21 protein-coding genes are annotated in these 20,891 nt (G+C 47.0%); 1 reads left to right on the top strand and 20 read right to left on the bottom strand.

Annotated elements, in window-relative coordinates; all coding sequences use genetic code 11:
• Positions 1-7 precede the first annotated feature (7 nt).
• From ACTO17_RS13225 to argC, 11 genes are all read right to left on the bottom strand, one after another.
• Positions 8-1,423 carry a sensor histidine kinase gene (locus ACTO17_RS13225; protein ID WP_172536573.1) on the bottom strand — a complete coding sequence of 472 codons (1,416 nt, stop codon included), beginning with the start codon at positions 1,421-1,423 and terminating at the stop codon, positions 8-10.
• A gap of 15 nt (positions 1,424-1,438) precedes the next feature.
• On the bottom strand, positions 1,439-2,128 hold the full coding sequence (locus ACTO17_RS13220) for a response regulator transcription factor (protein ID WP_172536572.1): 690 nt from the start codon (positions 2,126-2,128) through the stop codon (positions 1,439-1,441).
• A 10-nt stretch (positions 2,129-2,138) separates the two neighbouring features.
• Positions 2,139-2,789, bottom strand: a complete 651-nt coding sequence (locus ACTO17_RS13215) for a helix-hairpin-helix domain-containing protein (protein WP_482558257.1) — start codon at positions 2,787-2,789, stop codon at positions 2,139-2,141.
• A gap of 194 nt (positions 2,790-2,983) precedes the next feature.
• A complete protein-coding gene (locus ACTO17_RS13210; RefSeq protein WP_172536570.1) occupies positions 2,984-3,421 on the bottom strand; it encodes a DMT family transporter in 438 nt (145 codons plus the stop codon).
• A gap of 175 nt (positions 3,422-3,596) precedes the next feature.
• Complete coding sequence (locus ACTO17_RS13205; RefSeq protein ID WP_482558256.1) at positions 3,597-4,973, bottom strand: hemerythrin domain-containing protein; 1,377 nt, start codon at positions 4,971-4,973, stop codon at positions 3,597-3,599.
• Positions 4,974-5,104: 131 nt separating this feature from the next.
• Positions 5,105-6,310, bottom strand: a complete 1,206-nt coding sequence (locus ACTO17_RS13200) for an aspartate aminotransferase family protein (protein WP_482558255.1) — start codon at positions 6,308-6,310, stop codon at positions 5,105-5,107.
• A 41-nt stretch (positions 6,311-6,351) separates the two neighbouring features.
• Complete coding sequence (argB, locus tag ACTO17_RS13195) at positions 6,352-7,254, bottom strand: acetylglutamate kinase (protein ID WP_482558254.1); 903 nt, start codon at positions 7,252-7,254, stop codon at positions 6,352-6,354.
• A gap of 81 nt (positions 7,255-7,335) precedes the next feature.
• Entirely contained in the window at positions 7,336-8,064 is a 729-nt protein-coding gene (locus ACTO17_RS13190; protein WP_482558253.1) for a hypothetical protein, read from the bottom strand.
• Between the two features lie 11 nt (positions 8,065-8,075).
• Positions 8,076-9,299: a bifunctional glutamate N-acetyltransferase/amino-acid acetyltransferase ArgJ gene (gene argJ / locus ACTO17_RS13185; RefSeq protein ID WP_482558252.1), complete on the bottom strand. Its 1,224-nt coding sequence runs from the start codon at positions 9,297-9,299 to the stop codon at positions 8,076-8,078.
• Positions 9,300-9,322: 23 nt separating this feature from the next.
• Positions 9,323-9,787, bottom strand: a complete 465-nt coding sequence (locus ACTO17_RS13180) for a GNAT family N-acetyltransferase (protein ID WP_482558251.1) — start codon at positions 9,785-9,787, stop codon at positions 9,323-9,325.
• A gap of 64 nt (positions 9,788-9,851) precedes the next feature.
• Positions 9,852-10,919: an N-acetyl-gamma-glutamyl-phosphate reductase gene (argC, locus tag ACTO17_RS13175; protein ID WP_482558250.1), complete on the bottom strand. Its 1,068-nt coding sequence runs from the start codon at positions 10,917-10,919 to the stop codon at positions 9,852-9,854.
• Positions 10,920-11,214: 295 nt separating this feature from the next.
• Here argC and ACTO17_RS13170 point away from each other — a divergent pair, with 295 nt between their 5' ends.
• The gene (locus ACTO17_RS13170) at positions 11,215-12,438 is read left to right on the top strand and encodes an argininosuccinate synthase (RefSeq protein WP_482558249.1); all 1,224 of its coding nucleotides are present in this window, start codon (positions 11,215-11,217) and stop codon (positions 12,436-12,438) included.
• 84 nt (positions 12,439-12,522) lie between these two features.
• Here the strand turns inward: ACTO17_RS13170 and ACTO17_RS13165 are convergent, their stop codons facing one another.
• The 9 genes from ACTO17_RS13165 to ACTO17_RS13125 all read right to left on the bottom strand — a co-directional run bounded on the left by ACTO17_RS13165 (position 12,523) and on the right by ACTO17_RS13125 (position 20,542).
• Complete coding sequence (locus tag ACTO17_RS13165; protein WP_482558248.1) at positions 12,523-12,945, bottom strand: PIN domain-containing protein; 423 nt, start codon at positions 12,943-12,945, stop codon at positions 12,523-12,525.
• Positions 12,942-13,244: a type II toxin-antitoxin system RelB/DinJ family antitoxin gene (locus tag ACTO17_RS13160; RefSeq protein WP_482558247.1), complete on the bottom strand. Its 303-nt coding sequence runs from the start codon at positions 13,242-13,244 to the stop codon at positions 12,942-12,944. The genes ACTO17_RS13165 and ACTO17_RS13160 overlap by 4 nt, the downstream gene beginning before the upstream one ends.
• A 123-nt stretch (positions 13,245-13,367) precedes the next feature.
• A complete protein-coding gene (locus ACTO17_RS13155; RefSeq protein WP_482558246.1) occupies positions 13,368-14,699 on the bottom strand; it encodes an MATE family efflux transporter in 1,332 nt (443 codons plus the stop codon).
• A gap of 178 nt (positions 14,700-14,877) precedes the next feature.
• Positions 14,878-15,426: a biotin transporter BioY gene (locus tag ACTO17_RS13150; RefSeq protein WP_482558245.1), complete on the bottom strand. Its 549-nt coding sequence runs from the start codon at positions 15,424-15,426 to the stop codon at positions 14,878-14,880.
• Positions 15,427-15,619: 193 nt separating this feature from the next.
• Positions 15,620-16,540 carry a hypothetical protein gene (locus ACTO17_RS13145; RefSeq protein WP_482558244.1) on the bottom strand — a complete coding sequence of 307 codons (921 nt, stop codon included), beginning with the start codon at positions 16,538-16,540 and terminating at the stop codon, positions 15,620-15,622.
• Between the two features lie 87 nt (positions 16,541-16,627).
• Positions 16,628-17,473 carry a DUF2225 domain-containing protein gene (locus ACTO17_RS13140; protein ID WP_482558243.1) on the bottom strand — a complete coding sequence of 282 codons (846 nt, stop codon included), beginning with the start codon at positions 17,471-17,473 and terminating at the stop codon, positions 16,628-16,630.
• Positions 17,474-17,495: 22 nt separating this feature from the next.
• Positions 17,496-19,169 (bottom strand): glutamine--tRNA ligase/YqeY domain fusion protein, encoded by a 1,674-nt coding sequence (locus tag ACTO17_RS13135; protein WP_172539206.1) that lies wholly within the window; start codon positions 19,167-19,169, stop codon positions 17,496-17,498.
• A gap of 154 nt (positions 19,170-19,323) precedes the next feature.
• Positions 19,324-20,163 carry a hypothetical protein gene (locus ACTO17_RS13130; RefSeq protein WP_482558242.1) on the bottom strand — a complete coding sequence of 280 codons (840 nt, stop codon included), beginning with the start codon at positions 20,161-20,163 and terminating at the stop codon, positions 19,324-19,326.
• Between the two features lie 94 nt (positions 20,164-20,257).
• Complete coding sequence (locus tag ACTO17_RS13125; protein WP_482558241.1) at positions 20,258-20,542, bottom strand: LysM peptidoglycan-binding domain-containing protein; 285 nt, start codon at positions 20,540-20,542, stop codon at positions 20,258-20,260.
• Positions 20,543-20,891: the final 349 nt, after the last annotated feature.

Below are 20,891 nucleotides of genomic sequence, written 5' to 3'. Positions count from 1 at the left end.
CATCCTCCTATACAATATACATCAGGGGAATACGGACCGTAAAAACCGTTCCCTCTCCCTCTTTGCTGTGGGCTTTGATGGCGCCCCGGTGCATCAGAACGGCATTTCTTGTGATGGCAAGGCCAAGGCCCGTTCCGCCGATTTCTCTGGAATGGGACTTATCCGCCCGGTAAAACCGCTCATAGATATGCTCCAGGGATTCTTCCGGTATTCCGATTCCGGAATCCTCCACCCGCACAAAGAAATATTTGTGGTCTGCATTCAGGGAAACATGCACCCATCCTTCCGGTTTATTATACTTGATGGCGTTTTCCACCAAATTCGAAAGGGCAAGAGAAAGCTTTACTTCATCCACTTCTGCGCTGACAGGCCGGAAACTTTCCAGTACCAGTTCAATGTTCTGCCCTGCCGCAATGGGCCGCAGCCGTTTCAGAATCGTCTCTAAAAGTTCATTGATATTTACTACAGAAACATTCAGAGTTCCGGCAGATTTATCCATTTTCACCAGGGACAGCAGATCATTGATAATTTTATTCTCCCGTTCAATCTCCTCTGCAATATCCCCCATAAATTCCTTGTACAGTTCCGCCGGAACATCTCCCTGAGCTAACAGGGAATCCGCCAGAACCTTCATGGAGGTCAGGGGAGTTTTCAGTTCATGGGACACATTGGATACAAATTCCTGCCTGGAATCATCAATCACGCGCATTTTGCCCCAAATCTCATTAAAAGCCTGGGAAATCGCTTCTGTCTCCGCATAATCGGAAATCATTAACTGCTCTTCATCCTCTGTCTGCACCTCTTCCAGATATTTGGTTAATTTTCCCAAAGGCCGCACCAGACGTCCGGACCAGAACAGGGCAAATCCCAGAATCACTGCCAGACAGGCCAGTTCCACAATCATAGCGTTGTCCTTCAGATAATCATAATTCATCATAATGCTGTCTGTGGACACACTGACTAGCATAACGCCCTGGTTCTCTTCCGAATCTGCCTTTTTCAGAGGAATGGCAAGCTCAATATAGCGGTTTCTGGAATCATACTTTGTGATTTCCTCTCCCTGAAAACTCTTCACCACTTCCTCAGAGATAATGGTTTTCCCGGTATCCAGGCCATAGGTATCTTTTACAATCTGAAAACGGCTGTTGATAATCATAATTCTGCCGTCATAGATATTAGACAGCATTTCCAGCTGGACATTGATCATTTCTTCAGAAGGGTCCTGGAGATAATTGTATGTAATCACCTGATTTCCCAGCATCTTCGCCTGTCCTGCAATGTCAATGCTCCGGTTGGATACCGCCCGGCTTTCATAACTGATAAGAATTCCTGTGCGCAGTACAAAGTTCGGAATAATCCCCACCAGCGCCATCAATAAAAACAGCCGGAATTTCAGGCTGTGCAAAAATTTCAGTTTTTTCATTTCTTTCCTTTATATCTAACCCTGATAATAGTAGCCTACGCCCCATTTTGTGTGCACATATTTCGGCTCACTGGGATTGGCTTCAATTTTCTCCCTCAGACGCCGCACATGCACATCCACCGTACGTACATCCCCTGGGTACTCAGGCCCCCACACCAGGTTCAGAAGATTTTCCCGGCTGTATACTTTATTGGGATTTAATACCAGATGCTCCAACAAGTCAAATTCCCTGGCTGTCACATTGATTTCCCTGCCCAGAATAAACAGCCGCCGGCTCTCCTGATCCAGTTTCAAATCTCCGTTTTCTATCACTTTGGACTTCTCTTTTTTCGGCTGATTGGGCGAGGTTCTGCGCATAATGGCCTTAATCCTTGCCTTGACCTCCAGAATGTTAAAGGGCTTGGTTATGTAATCATCCGCCCCATATTCCAGGCCCAGAATCTTATCCATATCGTCCCCTTTGGCGGTAAGCATTACAATCGGCACGGTAGAAAATTCCCGTATATGCTGACATACTTCAAAGCCGTCCATTTTGGGAAGCATAAGATCCAGCAGTATCATATCATACGGCTGCTCCGTTGCAAGCTTCAGCGCCTCTTCTCCATCGTAAGCGCAGTCCACCTCCATGCCGTCCTGCTCCAGACTGAACCGGATTCCTTTCACGATTAACTTTTCATCATCCACTACAAGAACTCTCTTTGCCATAATCTGCACCTCAATCAACTTTAACGCTGTCCTTTATTTTTGCAAATACACCGTCTTTGATTCCCTCAACCTTCATCAAATCTTCTATCTGACCAAAACCGCCGTTTTTTTCCCGCCAGTCCAGAATGCTTCCCGCCTTGGCTGCTCCGATTCCCGGAAGGGCCATAAGCTCCGCTTCTGTGGCGGTATTCAGATTAACTCTGCCGTCCTCATTTCGGGATTCCCCGAAAGAATCCTCCGGTTCCTCCTCGCCGGCGGCCGGAATATAAATCATCTGGCCGTCCTTTAAGCACTCTGCCTGATTGATTTTATCCGCTTCTGCCTGCTCCAGCAGGCCCCCTGCCAGTTCCACTGCCTGAAAAATGCGGCTGCCCTCCGCCAGCCGATAGACGCCGGGGGATTTTACGGCCCCGCTCACCTGCACATAAAGCGCATGTTCTTCCTGTTCCGGAACCTGGCCCTCTGCCGGCTTCTTTGCCTGGGGCGAACCTGCCTCAGACGGATTCTTCCCTGGAGACGGATTTTCCCCGGAAGCATTCCCGGTCACAGCCCCGTCGTTCTGCATCGATTCTTCCAACAGAATATTTTCCGGCCCGGGGCTCCCGCAGCCGCCTGCAAGCAGCAATGCTGTCATACTGAAAATGATAATAATTTTTGCCATAGGTTTCTCCCTTCCCGCTGTATGCGTTTGCATCTCTTACAATTTGCCTCTTTCAAAACAATACTGCAAGAAGAGAAAATCTTATTCACGAATCTTTTCTATTGTAACGAACTTCCCCAATTATTACAAGAGTATTTCAAAAATATTGAGAAATTTTTGTTACAATAAGGTCCAAAACTGATCCGGGGCAAATTTTACCGGGTCTCCCATTTAAAAAGGATAATTCCTCCGATACAAACTGCCATCCCAATCACTTTACGCCATTCAAAGGGCTGCTTTTCCATGCCGAACAAGCCGAATATCTCAATCAGATACGCCACAATCAACTGGGCAATCACAATCAGCATTACCGCCTGGGCCGGCCCCAGCGCATCCATGCTTTTAATCACCGTGTAGGTAATAAACGCCCCGATTACGCCGCCCAGCAGCATGTATTTGGGCTGTACCTGCAGAATCCCCGCAAAGCTTGTCCGATCGGTAAAAAACCACCCTACCAGGCAAATCACCAATGCCGAAAACTGCACCCAGCTGTTGCTGACCCACATACTGGTTCCCTTGGTCACCTCTGTGTTAAACACTCCCTGAACACTCATCAGCGCCCCTGACAAAAGGGCAATAAAAATTCCAATCATGATAATCCTCCTGACTGTTTTATTTTATACCCGTGAGCCGAATGTTTTGCCAAAAGTTTTGCTGTGTAACTACAGCAAGTCCTTGGGCAAATACGTATACTCTCGAATATATGTAGGATATACCATAATTGGAATTTTTATACCGGGAAAACCTGTTCCCTTTAATAACGTCCGTTTATCTGTTTTTCTTTTTAAAGTAATCGTCAATCTCTTTCTTAATCTTCTCCGGAGCCAAAGACTTCAAAAGATATCCGGCCGGCTTTAAGGATATGACTTTCTGAACGCTCTCTCTGTCTACCCGGCTGGTCAGAAACATAACCGGAATATCTGCAAATTCCTTCTCAGAACGAATCATCTCCAACACCTGTCTGCCGTCGCAAACCGGCATCTCATAATCCATCAGCACCAAATCCGGCCGGTTTAAGGTAATGCAGCGAATAGCTCCCAATCCGGAATCCGTTTCTGCAATCTCATAGTCCTCTCCCAGAAGCTCCTGCATAGCCAGACGCATAAATTCCGAATCATCCACAACCAGCAGTTTCTTTTTCCCGCTCACCTGTTTCTGATGCTCATGGCTTTTATTCAGGTATTTTTCCACCTCAGACATGGCGTTTCCTGCCTGAATGGAAGCTGCGCTTCCCAAAGCAGCTCCCTTTCCGTCCTGAATCAGATGAGGCGCAAGGGCACAGAAAGCGAAATAGCCTTTCCCTGTATCGAACAGCAGGCTGAACTGCGGCTTCTCGCCTGTAAACCGCTTCTCAAACTGCTCATGGCTGAGCAGATTTTCTTCTTTTACCTCATACATGTCAGGAGGAAGGAACTGATCCCGAATCCGTTCCACAAACTGACGCGCAGTATACCGGGCTGCATTCATCACCAGAACGCTCATTTCCTCTGATTCTGCTCCCAACAGGCTTCCTATGGTTTTCACCAGGAGCTTTTCTTCAAAAACCAGCATTATCTCCCATTTTTCTTCTTTGCTTGCACCATAAACAAGACGGTAGTAAATCCCTTTTCCAAACTGCTCCCCGCCGTAACATTCACTGACTACCCGGGCCTTTAACCCGAACATTTCATCCAGAAGATTGAGAATCATTCTTCTCATTGCCGACTGCTCCTCTTCCGGAAGCAATTCTCTCCACCGGCTCTCTACTCTCCCGGTAATCGCACGATCTTCTGTCAGTGTGTGTCCAATCAGCCATCCGGCGCAGACTCCCAGAAAATGTTCCATTGCCTCTTCTGAGTAATTGGACTGATTCAGCTCTTTTTCCAGAGACGGAAGGGTTTTCTTCCGAAAATTGTCGTGCACCCGTCTGTGGGTTTCAAACCCCGGATAACTGATGGACGCCATATAGACTTCTTCTTCTGCAAAATGTTTCATGGCATGCTCTTTAAAGTATTTGATTCCTTCCTGACAGGCCCATTTGTGCTTCTCATCCTGACCTTTATTGGAAAAGAGCTTACCCAGAATACTGAAAAGTTTTTTGTGTTCTTTGTCGATTACTTCTACTCCTATGTTGAATCGATCCTGCCACACTAATTGATTTCCCATGATATCCTCCTTGCGTAATGATACAATATTATAATATAAGATTTTTTTCGATTTGTCATTACCTTTTCCCCTTTTTTTTGGGTAAATTCTCCTACAATTTTTCACATAATCTTTCTGTATCGGAGGACTTTCTACGGCTGATATTCTCCCAGCACATTGCGAAGGATTTCTGTCATTTCATCCACATGCTCCTTCTCAAGCACAAGAGGCGGAAGAAACCGCAGCACATTGTTTCCTGCCGTAATCAGAATCAGTCCCTGCTGCAGCGCTTTTGCGCTTATTTCGCCTGCCGGCACGCTGGATATCAGCTCCAATCCCTGCATCAGCCCCCGGCCCCGCCGTTCCGTAATGCAGGGGAATTCTGCTTTCAGCTCTTCCAGACGTTTCCTTAAATATCCGGAAATGTCCTGTACATGCTCCAAAATTTTCTGCTCTTCAAAAATATCCAGCACCTTGCTGACCGCTGCGCCTGCAAAGGGATTTCCGCCGTAAGTGGTGCCGTGATCGCCGGGCTTCAAAGAAGCATCCGCCACCTGCTTTGTCATCAAGAAGGCTCCCACCGGAATGCCGCAGCCCAGGGCTTTGGCGCATGCCATAATATCCGGCTTTATTCCGTATTCCTGCCATGCAAACATGGTTCCCGTCCTTCCCATGCCGCATTGAATTTCATCCAGGATCAGAAGGATATCATGCTCTTTACAAATTTTTTTCACTCCTGCCAGAAATTCTTTTTGGGCCGGATAGATGCCGCCTTCTCCCTGAATGGTTTCCATGAGAATTGCACAGGTTTTGTCATTTACCAGGGATTCCACGCTTTCCAGATGATTGTACTCTGCAAATTTCACAATTCCCGGCAGCGGCTCAAAAGGCTCCCGGTAATGGGCGTTTCCCGTTACCGCCAAAGCCCCCAGGCTCCTTCCATGAAATGAATGCTCCATCGCAATGATTTCGTGGTCTGTGGTCTGATCCTTGTCATAGGCATATTTCTTGGCAGCCTTGATGGCGCCCTCTATGGCTTCCGTACCGCTGTTGGTAAAAAATACCCGGTCCAAACCAGAGACTTTACAGAGTTTTTCCGCCGCTTCTATGGTAGGCTGATTGTAATACAGGTTGGAAGTGTGAAGCAGCCTGTCAATCTGCATTTTTAAGGCATGATTGTATTCCTGGTTTCCATAGCCCAATGCCTGCACTCCGATTCCCGCTGCAAAATCCAGATATTTTTTCCCCTCTGTGTCATAGAGGTACATGCCCTGCCCCCGTTCCAACACAATCTGATAACGGTTATAGGTATGTAAAATGGTCTCTTCCGCCTGTTCCATCCATTTCTTTGCTTCCATTCTGATTCTCCTTTTTCGTGATCCCATTGCTGGGGGAAACTTTAATTTTTCGAATAAAACCGCTCTTCGCTGTCTCCTAAAATAGCGGTTCCGATTCCCCGGTTGGTGAAAATCTCCAGCAGCAGGCAATGGGGAATCCGACCGTCTAAAATATGCACTCTTGACACCCCGTTTTCAATGGCGTCAATACAGTTATTCAGCTTCGGCAGCATCCCGCCGCCGATAAATCCGTCGCCGATCAGCCTGTGGGCTTCGGATGCAGACAGTTCGGAGATCAGCGTGGATTTGTCGGAAGGATCTTTGTATACCCCCTCAATGTCCGTGAGAAACGCCAGTTTTTCCGCACTGACTGCCCTTGCAATGGCGCATGCCGCATCATCTGCATTAATATTGTAGGTGTCAAATTCATCTCCCAGGCCGATGGGGCATACAATCGGAAGAAAATCTTTTTCCAGAAGGTCGAAAAGAACTTTGGGATTGACTTCTTTCACATCTCCTACAAAACCAATGTCCTGCCCGTCAGAATATTTCTTATCCACTTTCAGCAGGCCGCCGTCCTTGCCGCTGATCCCAATGGCGTTTACTCCCAATTCCTGTACCATCTGCACCAGGGATTTGTTTACTTTTCCAAGAACCATTTCAGCAATTTCCATGGTCGCCGCGTCGGTTTTCCGAAGGCCGTTGACAAATTCCGGTTCCATGCCTGACTTCTCCACCCACTTGCTGATTTCCTTGCCGCCGCCGTGAACGATAATGGGCTTAAATCCCACCAGCTTCAGCAATGTCACGTCCTGAATGACGCTTTTTTTCAGTTCTTCATCCACCATGGCGCTTCCGCCGTATTTTACTACGATAATTTTGCGGTTGAACCGCTGAATATAAGGCAGGGCCTCAATCAATACTTCTGCTTTCTGCAGGATTTCCTGCATGTTCTTTTCTTCCATCTTTACTTCCTCTTTTCTCTTTTCTGTTTCTGCAGGCATCCGTATCGCATGCCGTCATATCCGGCCGTTTCTGGCCATATGTTATCTGTCCGGCGCAGCGGCAGATTCGTAATCCCGGCGGATATCTTCTGCCAGTTTCTGCCAGGATTCATACTTCAGCTCTTTTTTTAGTTTCTCCCAGCCGCCTTCCGCTTCAAGAGGAATCTTCCTGCGGCCAAACTCCCGGCCAAGCCACCGGGCATAATCATACACATCCTCAGGGAACCGGCGTTCAAACCCATCGCTGAAATATTCTGCGCTCCACAGCCATCCTCCGTTAAAACTACGTTCTGCGCCGTCCGCCATTTGAAATTCAAAGGTCAGTACACCCTGAAAATCCCCACGCAAAGTAAAACATTCCACATCTTGCCAGGTATATTCCTTTTGATAGAAAAAACAGCGGTATTCCACCCCGTCCAAGGTAAACCTCTGATACCAGCACATGCTCCCAATCATCCCTGTTACAGCAAGCAAACAAGCTGTCAGCCCGGCCAGATATTTCTTTTTGCCGGAGAAACCGGCCCTGCTTCCCTCCCCGTGTTCTCCTTCAAAACAACCCGCCAGCCCATCCCTGCGAAACAGCCAGAGAACTGCCATAAATAATACCAGAGACAGCAAAATGGGAATCCCTGTTCCGGTAATCAGATAAACGCTGTCGGCCCCGTAATAACGCTGATACCCTTGCTCCACCATTGGAAGCAAAACAAAAAAAATGATCAGAATGCACAAAGCCGCCGCCAACAGGCGGCAGAAAACGTCTCGTATTCTCATAGGCGTTCTCCTTAAGATCGGTAATCCGCATTAATTTTCACATATTCGTAAGTCAGATCACAGCCCCAGGCCGCCGCCTCTTCGTCTCCCATCTTCATATCCACAAGAACTGTCACTTCCGGATCTGAGAGAATCTTCGTGGCTTCCTCTTCACTGTAATCTGCGGCAGTTCCATTCTGATAAATCTGAATCCGGCCGGATTTGCTCTGGAAAAACAGTTCAATGGCCTCCGGATCAAATTTGACGCCGGAATAACCCAGGGCGCAGAGAATTCTTCCCCAGTTAGCGTCATGGCCGTAGATTGCGGCTTTTGTCAGGGAAGAGCAGATAACAGATTTCGCCAGAGTGCGGGCATGCTCCTTGGTATCTGCATGAATCACTTTTGTTTCAAAGAGAGCCGTTGCGCCTTCCCCGTCCCCTGCCATCATTTTCGCCAGGGCAGTATTGACATAATTCAGAGCCTCCGCAAATTTCTCATAGTTTTCATCTTTACTGGTAATCTCAGGATTGCCTGCCATTCCATTGGCCAGCAGCAGCACTGTGTCATTGGTGGAGGTGTCTCCGTCCACAGAAACCATATTGTAAGTGTCCACAATATTTTCCCGCAGCGCCTCCTGCAGCAGCTCTTTGGAAATGGCCAGATCCGTGGTAAGGAATCCCAGCATCGTGCACATATTGGGATGAATCATGCCGGAGCCCTTGCACATGCCGCCAAGGGTCACGGTGTATCCTTCCACCTGAAAAGTAACGGCTGCCTCTTTTGCTTTTGTGTCTGTGGTCATAATGGCACAGGCTGCCTGATGGCCGCTTTCTTCGGTATCTTTCAATTCCGGCGCCATGGCCTCAATGCCTGCCGTCAGTTTTTCCATGGGAAGCTGCATGCCGATTACTCCTGTGGAGGCGGTCAATACCTGGTTTGCCGGAATCTTAAGCGTACGCTCCACTGCTTCTGCTGTTTTTCGGCAGTATTCCATTCCTTCCGCTCCGGTGCATGCATTGGCAATTCCCGCATTCACCACAATGGCCCTGGCATGGCTTTCTTCCATAACCAGACGCTTATCCCACTTTACCGGCGCCGCCTGCACCACATTGGCAGTAAAAGTTCCTGCTGATACTGCCGGAACCTGGCTTACAATCATTGCCATATCCATTCTGTCCTGATATTTAATCCCGGCCGCTGCCGCTGCCGCCTGAAATCCCTTTGCCGCGGTTACCCCGCCTGTGATAATCTCCATTATTTCTTCCTCCTGTCCCGACTTTACTGAAATGTGGTAATATTTTCATCATTCAGCACAAAATCATAATAATTCAAATCCTCCCGGAACGTCCATCCTACGCTTTTCCAGAAAGAATTTCCCACCTCATTTTTCTTAAAAGCGATAAGGCATACTTTATTGATATGTTCTTCCTGCAGAGCCTTCATGGCAAATACCGCCATATTTTTCCCAATGCCCTGCTGCCGGAACTCTTCCCTCACGCACACATGGTAAAAGCACCCCCGCCTTCCGTCATGGCCGCAGAGAATCGCTCCCACCACCTGCCCATTTGCCTCTGCCACTACGCTGATACCGGGATTGCGGCGGATAAACCGGATGACGCCCTCCTTAGAATCATCCACGCTGCGGATGCCGAAGCCCTTAATGGTTTTCCATAGTCCAAATACTTTTTCATAATCCGCCTCTTCCATGGAGCGGATGGTAATTTCCTGATTGTAATTTTCCATTTTCATTTTCCTGCTCTGTAATTATTCAAACATTAAAGTACGGACAAAACTGCCCTGGTTTCCGTTAAGGGAACACAGGCGCCAGAACAAGGCCCTCCTGCTCTTTCAGGCCGAACATCAGATTCATATTCTGCACCGCCTGTCCCGCCGCTCCTTTCACCAGATTGTCGATGGCGCCCATCATGATAATTCTTCCGGTACGCTTGTCAATCTGAAATCCGATATCCACAAAATTACTTCCTTCCACCCATTTCGTCTCCGGGCATCCTCCCGGCCCCAGCAAACGGATAAAATATTCATTTCCATAATATTTCTCATAAACGGCCTGTACCTGTTCCTGGGTGGGAATTGCCATTGTTCCGTCCGGCTGCTTTATTTTTCGCAAAGATGCATACTCGGTAGCCAATATCCCCCGGTTCATGGGCACTAAATGGGGCGTGAAATTAATTGTCACCGGACGCCCTGCCCCATAGCCTAACTGCTCTTCAATTTCCGGGGTATGGCGGTGGGTGGATACTCCGTAAGCCTTTATATTTTCGTTGACCTCACAGAACAGATTGGGAAGCTTCGCGCCCCGGCCTGCGCCGGAGGTTCCCGACTTGGCGTCCACAATCAGGGTATCCGGATCAATCAGCCCTTCTTTTACCAACGGATAGGCCGTCAGTATGGAGCATGTGGTATAGCAGCCCGGATTGGCCGTAAGCCTTGCCTGCTTCACCTGCTCTCTGTTGATTTCGCACAGGCCGTACACTGCTTCCCCGATAAACTGAGGGCTTTTATGTTCAATTTTATACCATTCTTCATAAATCTTCACATCTTTCAGCCGGTAATCCGCACTTAAGTCTATAACCTTTGTTTCCTTTAAAATATCCTCCGTCAAAACGCCTGCCAGAAATCCCTGGGGCGTGGCTGTGAAAATCACGTCCGCCTCCCTGGCCAGTTCTTCTATCTTATCATCCCGGCAGACATTCTCCACAAGCCGAAACATATTTCCATAGACCCTGGCATATTTTTCATCAATATAGCTTCTGGAACCGTACCATATAATTTCCACTTCCGGATGTCCCAGAAGAATCCGCACCAATTCCGCCCCCGCATATCCGGTAGCTCCGATAATTCCCGCTTTTATCATAATCTTCCTCACTTTCTTATTCAGACAACTGCATTCTTAAACATATTAATACATCTCTTCTGTTTCGTAAAGTCTTTTTTATTCATTCGAGATTGAATAATTATACATTGATTTCGATTTTTATTCAAGCAGGAATTTTGATTTTCCCAAAATATCACGTTCTGTTTAGCGTTTTGTACGTAAATTTGCATTTTTATTACTTTATTATGTATAATTTTTCACTTGTCTTTTTACGCACATTAAGATATAATGATGTGAGCATTGAAAAATAACGTAAAACAACGGAGGAAATGTAATGAAAGAAAAAGTCATCTTAGCTTATTCCGGCGGCCTGGACACCACCGCCATCATCCCATGGTTAAAGGAGAATTACGATTATGACGTTATCTGCTGCTGTATCGACTGCGGGCAGGAAGAAGAACTGGACGGTTTAGAAGAACGCGCCAAATTATCCGGCGCTTCCAAATTATACATTGAGGACATCACCGACGAATTTGCAGAAGAATACATTATTCCCTGCGTACAGGCAGGCGCTGTCTATGAGAATAAATACCTTCTGGGAACCTCCATGGCACGCCCCGGTATTGCCAAACGTCTGGTGGAAATTGCAAGAAAAGAAGGAGCTGCCGCCATCTGCCACGGCGCTACCGGCAAAGGAAATGACCAGATCCGGTTTGAACTGGGCATCAAGGCCCTGGCTCCCGATTTAAAAATTATTGCAGCATGGAGAAGCGACAAGTGGAACATGCAGTCCAGGGAAGAGGAAATTGCATACTGCAAGGAACACGGCATTGACCTTCCCTTCTCTGCAGACAGCAGCTACAGCCGCGACCGCAACCTGTGGCATATCAGCCATGAGGGCCTGGAACTGGAAGATCCTGCCTGCGAACCCAACTACGACCATCTTCTGGTACTTGGGGTATCCCCGGAAAAAGCGCCGGATGAAGGAGAATACGTTACCATGACCTTTGAAGCCGGAGTTCCCAAAACCATCAACGGCAAAGCCATGAAGGTTGCTGACATCATCCGCGAATTAAACCGTCTGGGCGGAAAACATGGCATCGGCATCATTGACATTGTGGAAAACCGGGTAGTAGGCATGAAATCCAGAGGCGTATATGAGACTCCCGGCGGAACCATTCTGATGGAAGCGCAGCAGCAGCTGGAAGAACTGGTGTTAGACCGGGCCACCATGGAAGTGAAAAAAGACATGGGCAACCGGCTGGCTCAGATTGTATATGAAGGCAAATGGTTCACTCCGCTGCGTGAGGCAGTGCAGGCTTTTGTGACTTCCACCCAGCAATATATCACCGGAGAAGTAAAATTCAAGCTTTATAAAGGAAACATTATCAAAGCCGGAACCACTTCCCCCTACTCTCTCTACAGTGAATCTCTGGCAAGCTTTACCACCGGTGATCTGTATGACCATCATGATGCAGAAGGCTTTATCACCCTGTTCGGGCTTCCGCTGAAAGTGCGGGCCATGAAGATGGCAGAGCTTGAGAAGGGACAGAATTAATCTGCTGCATATGATTTTAGATTTTATCTGAAAAAGACTGCCGCGTGGAAGATGCCTGTTCTTCCTGCGGCAGTTTAGAGTATTTCATAAAAACTTATTTTTATTTAAAATTTCCATCATTTCCGCAGGCGTTACAATGTATTCTTCTTTTGGAAAATGCTTGGTATTTCCCGTGATCAGATAAGCTCCATCGCCCCTCTTTTCCATTACCACTTCATAAAACACCAGATCCGTCATATCCGGCAGTATTTTCCCTGTAGGACTTGGGAATACCTCAATTCCAAAATCCCGTATCATTTTAAGAATCCTCTGTACGGATAACTCTGAAAAGGGAAATTTATCTCTTTGAAGCACTTCGCGATACTCTTTCAAAATTTCCTGATTATAAAGCGGTATCACATCACCTATGGAAATCGCATCAACCACCATTGCCGTTGCCGTATCCGTTCTTTTTGTCAGCAATGAAGATACAAGGACATTTGTATCAAAAACAGCATAACACTTCATTCTCCTGCGTTCCTCTCCATTCTGGCGGCCTGAATTTCTGCATTGATTTCATCCAGTGACAGCTCCGGCATATCTGCCGCCTCTTTTCTCATTGTATCAATAGCGGCCTGAGCCTCCGCTCTTGTCATCTTATCAGCCGGAAGCACAGCCGGAAATGGAAGCCCTCTGACCATTCTGGTTCTCTCCATAAACATTCTGAATGCTGTATTCAAATCCATCCCCATCGCTTCATAGATTGCAACGCACTCTTCTCTGAGTGCCTTATCCGAGCGAAACTGATTTAACACTTGTTCTGACATATTAAGCCCTCCTTTCCCAACTGCAGATCATATCCCAGGAATCCTCTATCACATATATTATTCATACAAAAATCTTTGTTTTGTATGAATAATATATCATATGAAGAATTTGAAGTCAAACACTTAATACCCATACCGCTTCCTGTATTTCAGAAACATAAAAAAAGACAAACCAAGAGCCATCAATTCCGCTGCCGGCGTAGCCAGCCAGATTCCATTAACGCCGAGCACCAGAGGCAGGGCTATCATTGTAATCAGCATAAAAACAAAAGATCTGGAAAATGCCAGAACCGCAGAAACCACTCCATTGGACAACGCGGTAAACATCCCGCTGGCAAAAATATTAAATCCGATAAAAAGCAATGCTGCCGTACAGATCCGATTGCCGGTAACCGCCAAATCATACACCGGATTTTCCGGAGAGGCAAAAACCGCTACCAGCGGCTTTGTCATCAGGAAAGAAGCCGCTACTGTCACTCCGGAGATTCCTCCAATCACCTTCAGGCTCACTTCCACCAGTTTTTTCAGTTTATCATGGTTTTGCTCCCCGTAATAGTAACTCAGCATCGGGGCCACTCCGTAAGAATATCCCGTATACAGAGAGCTTGCAAACATCAACACATACATAATAATGGTAACAGCCGCAACGCCGTCTTCTCCAACGTAATGGAGCATCGTCCAGTTGAACATCATAGTGACAATTCCGGTAACAAGGGCCGTGGCCATCTCAGAGCATCCGTTGGAAGCGGCGCCCGCCAGAACACGGAGCCGAACTGCCGGTTTCTTAAAGTGCAAAAGATTCTTTTTCTGGCTGAACACAAACAATCCCGCCACTGCCGTTACGGAATAGCCCAGGCCGGTGGCCGCTGCCGCTCCGCCGATTCCCATATGAAGCCCTGCCAGAAATACATAGTCCAGAATCATATTGAGCACGCCGCCTGCCACAGAGCAGACCAGGGACAAGGCAGCCTTCTCACTGGCAATCATATAAAGGGTAAAGTTATTCATCAATAGAATCGGCACTGTAAATACCAGATAACGGCTTAAATATTCCACACAGTACTGTTCCACCGCTGCCGAAAGATTCATTCCCCCAAAAATACGGCCCATGGCAAAATATCCCAAAGCGCACATGACAAGCCCCACTATCACATTCACCAGAATCAGAAAGGTAAAATCTTCTTTTGCTTCTTCGGTCTTATGCTGCCCCATCTTTTTCATAATCACTGCGCTGCCGCCGGTGGCAAGCACGGTGGAAATGGCAGTCACAAGCTGAATGACCGGCGCTGTCAGGTTAATGGCCGAAAGTGCGTCTGTGCCGATAAGGTTAGACACAAACAGGCCGTCCACCATGGTGTAAAATGACATAAAAAGAGTCATGGCAATAGTGGGCACTGCGAATTTTAAAATATTTTTCAGAGTTACAGGTTTTAAATATGCATTTTGATTTTCCATACAGGTTCTCCTCTCGTAAACTGTCGTTACTGTATTTCCTGTAACCCATCATAAACCATACAGTAACAGTACGGTCAATATGAAAAATCAAAAAAATAGTCTATAGGAAACCCCCATCATGCTCAGACTTCCGTCCGGCGGGCCGCATGGCCATCCTGGCTATGGAAGCCAAGGGCTTTCATAGCAAATTTGCCCGCTGCAGCGCATTGTAAATCTGCGGCGCAATCATCACTGCAAGAACCATCTTAACCAGATCCCCCACAAGAAAAGGCAGCACTCCAGCCGCCAGGGCAGCGGGAAAATCCATATGGGCCGAAACTGCCAGCCATGCCGTGCCGAACCCATAGCATACCACAGTGCCCAGAACCATGCCGGCAAGGCTTAATGCCGCTTTCCGTCCGGATTTCTCAATAAAAAGCCCGGCAATCACCGCCATGGGGATAAAGCCAATCAAATATCCTCCGGTGGGCCCAAGCAGCTTCTGGGGGCCTGCTGTAAATGCGGAAAATACCGGAACCCCCACCAGTCCAATAAGAAGATAGACGCAATAACTGATGGTTCCCTTTTTCCACCCCAGAATATAAAGCCCGAAATAAATCACCAGGTTTGTCAGAGAGATGGGCACCGGCCCGATGGGAATGGAAAGGGGCGCCAAAATACAGGTTACCGCCGTAATCATTCCGATTGCTGCAATTGTCTTAACCGATAATCCTTTCGTTTCTGTCATACATACTTCCTCCTGCTTAAAATTCTTTTCTTCACGAGTATACATGGAAAACCTTCAATTGTCAACTGTAAATAAATATTAGTTAACAATTGAAGCAGATTTTAAACTTTACTGAAGAAATGCAGCAAAAAAGCAGGAACAGCATTCCTGCTTTTTTATGAAGCGTTCTATCACTCGTCAGAATTTCTGAAAATTAATAAAAATGCTTTACGCCTCTGGTGGCGTCTTCGGCATACACCATGGTGCAGCTTTTGATTTCTCCGGCTTCGTTGTAGAGAAACGCAATGGCTAGATGGGGCTCTGCAGGCACCACAAAATTGTTCTGCTCCAGCTCCTCATCCGAAATCGTCACGTATTTCCCTTTCTGCAGCTCATACTTGCCGGTTACTGCCGTCCCGTCCTCCAGGGTATCCTGAATGTCATAGGTTCCGTAAAACAACCCGTTTTCTACCTGAAAGTCCTGATCTGTGTCCACCGTGTCTCCCAGAGCGATCACCTGATGCCCTGTTCCATTGGGCGCGTCCCCGCTCCAGTCTCCATTATAGACCTCCTTATAGAGACTTTTATCCTCGGTATGGCTGCTGACGTAATACCAGATTCCCTTTCCTTCCCGTTTGCCTTCCTGGTAATCTCCATAGTACCATTGATCGCAGTCACAGTCATTAAAGGTATAAAATCCAATGCCCTTGCCGCTGGTTCCTCCCTCCGGCATATAAAGATAGCTTCCGGTTTCTTTTGCCGCCTTCACCAGCGCCTTTCCTGCGTCGCTTTCCTGCAGGGCGTCCAGAGCAGCCGCGTCGTCCGCTTCTATGGCCTGCCGGGCAGCCTCCATTGTGGCATTGTAGCCGTTGATTTCATCTATCTTCCGATCGATCTCCTGATTCATCTTATCGGAAGCTGCCAGAAGCTCTTCATCCTCAGGCGTCTGCTCCAATGCCTGCTCCATGGCCTTTCTCGCCTCATCATACTGTCCCTCTTCCAGAAAGGATTCTGCTTCCTCCCGGTACTGCCGGGCCGCCTCCCTCTGTTCCTCTGTCGTACAGCCTGTCAGAAAAATCATTGCCATTGACAGGAGCATAATGCCTGCCTCTGCAATTGTTTGATGCTTCTTCACTTTTCTGCCTCCTTCCATACTGCACAATATGATTTCTGTTCCATTTTCGCCCGGACGGCCTCTGCATCCGCTCCATGCAGAATACCGTTACCGTTTCATCTGCTCTATAATATCTTCTTTCAGATCCAATGCCATATCCTTCAGCCGCCGGCTTGCCGTGCCGGAGGTCAGTACGCCTCCCAGAAATTTAGAAGCCATTTCAAATTTCTTGAAGTAAAAGGACATATAAGCCAGAAGATAATCCATCGTACTCTCATCCATTCCGTAAATCGGAAACATTTCCTGGGAAATGGCCTTGCTGAAGCCTTCATATGCCTGCAGGTAGAAGGTGTCTTCTTCTTTCTTCAGCGCTTCTTTCACCGCCAGTTCTTCCGGCGTATTCCCCTCTAAAGTATCTGCTTTGCCCCTGAGCAGCCATGAAATTTTCAGGCATGTATAGGCTTTCTCACTTTCTTTTCCCCGTTTGACCGCAGTATTCAAAAGCGCCAGCTTGTAGCGTTCAATGGCGGTATTATAAGAATAGCTTCCCTCTTCCGTCTCCTTGCGGGGCTGAAATTTGGAAGAAATCTGCTCTTTTATCATTTTAATCTGGGTGGGGGTAACTCTGTCAAAATCCCGTGTCATAGCCGTATAACCGCAAAAAGGACAGGAAGCGACGTCATATTTTAAGGTGTCAATATATTGAAACCTGGGACGCAAATCGCGATCCGGCTGCAGCCGCCTTGCTTTTCCGCTTTTTACCGTTTTGTTCTTAAAGTCCTGTTCACATACTTTACAATGTACGGTCTTGGGAAGCAGAAAATCTGCTTCGGGAGGAACCGCTTTTTTCTGCTGTTTCTCCTGCTCCTCTTTGCCTGTCTGCGCATTTTCCTTCTTTTCCATGGTTTCCGCAGATTTTGTACCGAATTTCTCTAATCCTGAAAATAAACTCATATCCTTCTCCTCCTGTGTGCTGCTAGTTCTGGGTCGGCAGCTTATAAGAACTCTTTAACGATACAATTCGGTTGAAAACCAGCGCATCCGGCCTGGAATCCTTTGCATCCGTACAGAAAAATCCCTGTCTTACAAACTGATAACTGTCATATGGTTTCGTGTCTGCCAAAGCAGGCTCTACATAACAATCCGTTAAAACGGTCAGTGATTCCGGATTCAGGTTCAGGCTTCCGTCTTCTTTGTTATATACTCCTTTTTCTTCATCCACCAGATTCTCATACAATCGTATTTCACATTTTTCAGCAAAAGGCGCCGGCACCCAATGGATCGTCCCTTTTACTTTGCGGCCGGTAAAACCGCTTCCTGCCTTTGTCTCCGGGTCATAGGTACAGTGCACCTCGGTGACAACTCCATTTTCATCCTTTACAAAGCTTTCGCATTTCACAAAGTATGCGTGCATCAGACGCACTTCATTTCCCGGATAAAGACGGAAATATTTCTTCGGAGGCTCCTCCATGAAATCTTCCCGTTCAATATACAATTCCCGGCAGAATGGAATCTTCCTTGTGCCCAGCTCCTCATTTTCCAGATTGTTGGCTGCATCCAGGTATTCCACCTGCCCTTCAGGATAATTGTCAATTATCAGCTTGATGGGGTGCAGCACAGCCATCATCCGGGAACGCTTCAGCTTCAAATCCTCACGGATGCAGTATTCCAGCATGGCATAGTCCACAGAACTGTTAGCTTTGGAAACCCCGCACAGCTCCACGAATTTCTGAATGGACTCCGGCGTAAATCCTCTTCTGCGCAGCGCCGCTATGGACACAAGCCTGGGATCATCCCAGCCGTCCACAATGCCGTCCTCCACCAGCTTCTTGATATACCGCTTTCCCGTCACCACATTAGTTAAATACAGCTTGGCAAATTCAATCTGTCTGGGGGGATTGGGGTATTCCAGCTCCCGCACTACCCAGTCATACAGCGGCCGGTGATCTTCAAATTCCAACGTACAGATGGAATGGCTGATTCCCTCAATGGCGTCCTCAATGGGATGGGCAAAATCATACATGGGATAGATACACCACTTATCCCCTGTATTGTGATGGGACATATGGGCCACCCGGTAAAGAATCGGATCGCGCATATTGATATTGGGGGAAGCCATGTCAATCCTCGCCCGAAGCACCAGCGCGCCGTCCTCATATTTTCCGTTCCTCATATCTTCAAACAGCTGAAGATTTTCTTCCACGCTTCTTCCTGTATTGGGATCTTCTTTTCCCGGCTCTGTCAAAGTGCCCCGATATTCCCGAATCTGCTCCGGATTTAAGTCAGACACATAGGCTTTGCCTTTCTGAATCAGCTTCACTGCCGCCTCGTACATCTGTTCAAAATAATCCGAAGCAAAAAAGAGACGATCCTCCCAGTCCGCGCCAAGCCACTGAATGTCCTCTTTGATGGATTCTACGAATTCTGTTTTCTCCTTGGTGGGATTGGTATCGTCAAAACGCATATGAAACTTTCCGTTGTATTTTTTTGCCAGACCATAATTCAAAAGAATGGATTTGGCATGTCCTATATGGAGATAACCATTGGGCTCCGGTGGAAAACGTGTTCGAATTGTTTCGCAATGTCCCTCCTTTAAATCCTCTTCAATCTCCTGTTCAATAAAGTTCCTGGAAACCACTTCATTTTCCATCTGTGCTCCTCCTGAGTTTTGTATTTTCAAATTTATTTCCTATAAGAGAATGAAGCATATCGGAAGCTTCAGTACTTCTGATATGCCACATTATGGATATTATAAGTTCTTATCTTACGTTTGTCAATGGACAGAAACAACCAATTCCGCCCGCTTAACTGCGTTTTATATGCTGATGGGTAAACAGATGATCCTGACAGTATTCATAATTGCCGTCACATTTTGAACAGAACCGAAACTCCAGTTCCGCCCCGTCCCGCTCCGTCCTGCCGCAGACCGCGCATTTATGCCTGGTAACATTCTGGGCCTGGCGCATCTGCTGCCGGTATACCTGCTTTATGTGTATTTCCTTCGGAGACACCCGGTGGTAGTCCCTGGTGCTGAAAAAGAAAATCAGGAAATTCATCACAGACGCAAGAATCGCCGTCCGCCCTGCCGCGTTGCTTGCAATCAGCATAAACGCCATCCAGACCGCATCTATAATTCCCATCCATTTTGCCTTAATGGGAATCAAAAAATACAGCCTGAATTCCACATTGGGATAAATCACTGCAAATGCCATAAACAATGACATGGTGATATATTCCGTACTGAAATAATACCCGATTCCGGTGACCGCCACTCCCCTGAATACATAATAAAAGCCGTACAGCAGGAAAGCCCCCAGAACAGAACACAGCAAACCGCCGATTAAATACACATTGTAGCGGAAAGTTCCGATGGCCTGTTCAATGGAATTCCCAATAAAATAATAGCAGGATAAAAAGAAAATCAAAAACAGGAGATTCACCGGCGGCGGAACCAGCAGCCAGGAAACAATTCTCCATACCTGCCCTCTCAGAATCAGCGCAGGTTCCAAAATCAGCAATTTTTGAACCTCCGGCATTGTATACTGAATGATAAAGCCTAAAATCCAGGCTCCGATTAACCAGAAAGTCAAATTTTGAATGGCGTACTTTCCAAATTTCCGCTCCATTTTGTTCAGAAAATTCATAATATCCTCCTATGCAGACAGGCATTCTTCAAGTATCCATTATAGATTTTCCTTTCTGGTTTGTCAACGAAAGCCGCACAGTTTCATAAAAAGTTTATAATTCCTGATCCGGCGCTGTTTCCCTGCCCTGCATCAGTTCTCCCTGCATTCCGTGCTCCGGGGTTCTGGGCTGAATGCTGATTGGGATGCAGAGTTCATCTCCAATCTGCAGATTGTAAACATTTACAAAGGGATTTGCGAACATCAGCTGCCCCACGCTGACATGGTAGCGTTTTCCCAGCTGGTAGAGTGTGTCTCCCTTTTCGATGACATGCACCATTCCCCGGCAGGAGCCTTCATTGTAAATGGGGCCGATGGGAATCGGAATCATTTTTGCCATAAGCTTCCTCCATATCATTTCTGTTATTACTCCGGCGGTTAAATATCGTAGTAGATTACGAAGAACAAATCTTCATATGCAAGGCGGAAGATTGAGCTGTAGCGAGTGCTACAGCGATTGATGACAACGCAGCAGATGGAGGTTTGGGCAAGTAAGATACTGCGATATTTAACCGCCGGAGTGATATCCTCCCTACTATTATATTCCCGGAATGGAAATGGGTTCTGCCAAAGGGAATTTCCGGCCCATGGAAATCTGCTCTTTTGTTCTGTATTTTTATTTCAGACATATACTAAAATACAAAAAATAAAAAAAATAATTGTTTTTTGCTAATTCCTGTCGTATAATA

This window comes from Petralouisia sp. (assembly GCF_056822245.1).
Note: the sequence above shows the minus strand (reverse complement) of the source record. Positions and strands in the feature narration are given on the sequence as shown.

Excerpts from the sequence above, each read along its gene's own strand:
- ACTO17_RS13225 (WP_172536573.1), bottom strand. The coding sequence starts at position 1,423 with ATGAAAAAACTGAAATTTTTGCACAGCCTGAAATTCCGGCTGTTTTTA.
- ACTO17_RS13220 (WP_172536572.1), bottom strand. The coding sequence starts at position 2,128 with ATGGCAAAGAGAGTTCTTGTAGTGGATGATGAAAAGTTAATCGTGAAA.
- ACTO17_RS13215 (WP_482558257.1), bottom strand. The coding sequence starts at position 2,789 with ATGGCAAAAATTATTATCATTTTCAGTATGACAGCATTGCTGCTTGCA.
- ACTO17_RS13210 (WP_172536570.1), bottom strand. The coding sequence starts at position 3,421 with ATGATTGGAATTTTTATTGCCCTTTTGTCAGGGGCGCTGATGAGTGTT.
- ACTO17_RS13205 (WP_482558256.1), bottom strand. The coding sequence starts at position 4,973 with ATGGGAAATCAATTAGTGTGGCAGGATCGATTCAACATAGGAGTAGAA.
- ACTO17_RS13200 (WP_482558255.1), bottom strand. The coding sequence starts at position 6,310 with ATGGAAGCAAAGAAATGGATGGAACAGGCGGAAGAGACCATTTTACAT.
- argB (WP_482558254.1), bottom strand. The coding sequence starts at position 7,254 with ATGGAAGAAAAGAACATGCAGGAAATCCTGCAGAAAGCAGAAGTATTG.
- ACTO17_RS13190 (WP_482558253.1), bottom strand. The coding sequence starts at position 8,064 with ATGAGAATACGAGACGTTTTCTGCCGCCTGTTGGCGGCGGCTTTGTGC.
- argJ (WP_482558252.1), bottom strand. The coding sequence starts at position 9,299 with ATGGAGATTATCACAGGCGGGGTAACCGCGGCAAAGGGATTTCAGGCG.
- ACTO17_RS13180 (WP_482558251.1), bottom strand. The coding sequence starts at position 9,787 with ATGGAAAATTACAATCAGGAAATTACCATCCGCTCCATGGAAGAGGCG.
- argC (WP_482558250.1), bottom strand. The coding sequence starts at position 10,919 with ATGATAAAAGCGGGAATTATCGGAGCTACCGGATATGCGGGGGCGGAA.
- ACTO17_RS13170 (WP_482558249.1), top strand. The coding sequence starts at position 11,215 with ATGAAAGAAAAAGTCATCTTAGCTTATTCCGGCGGCCTGGACACCACC.
- ACTO17_RS13165 (WP_482558248.1), bottom strand. The coding sequence starts at position 12,945 with ATGAAGTGTTATGCTGTTTTTGATACAAATGTCCTTGTATCTTCATTG.
- ACTO17_RS13160 (WP_482558247.1), bottom strand. The coding sequence starts at position 13,244 with ATGTCAGAACAAGTGTTAAATCAGTTTCGCTCGGATAAGGCACTCAGA.
- ACTO17_RS13155 (WP_482558246.1), bottom strand. The coding sequence starts at position 14,699 with ATGGAAAATCAAAATGCATATTTAAAACCTGTAACTCTGAAAAATATT.
- ACTO17_RS13150 (WP_482558245.1), bottom strand. The coding sequence starts at position 15,426 with ATGACAGAAACGAAAGGATTATCGGTTAAGACAATTGCAGCAATCGGA.
- ACTO17_RS13140 (WP_482558243.1), bottom strand. The coding sequence starts at position 17,473 with ATGAGTTTATTTTCAGGATTAGAGAAATTCGGTACAAAATCTGCGGAA.
- ACTO17_RS13135 (WP_172539206.1), bottom strand. The coding sequence starts at position 19,169 with ATGGAAAATGAAGTGGTTTCCAGGAACTTTATTGAACAGGAGATTGAA.
- ACTO17_RS13130 (WP_482558242.1), bottom strand. The coding sequence starts at position 20,163 with ATGAATTTTCTGAACAAAATGGAGCGGAAATTTGGAAAGTACGCCATT.
- ACTO17_RS13125 (WP_482558241.1), bottom strand. The coding sequence starts at position 20,542 with ATGGCAAAAATGATTCCGATTCCCATCGGCCCCATTTACAATGAAGGC.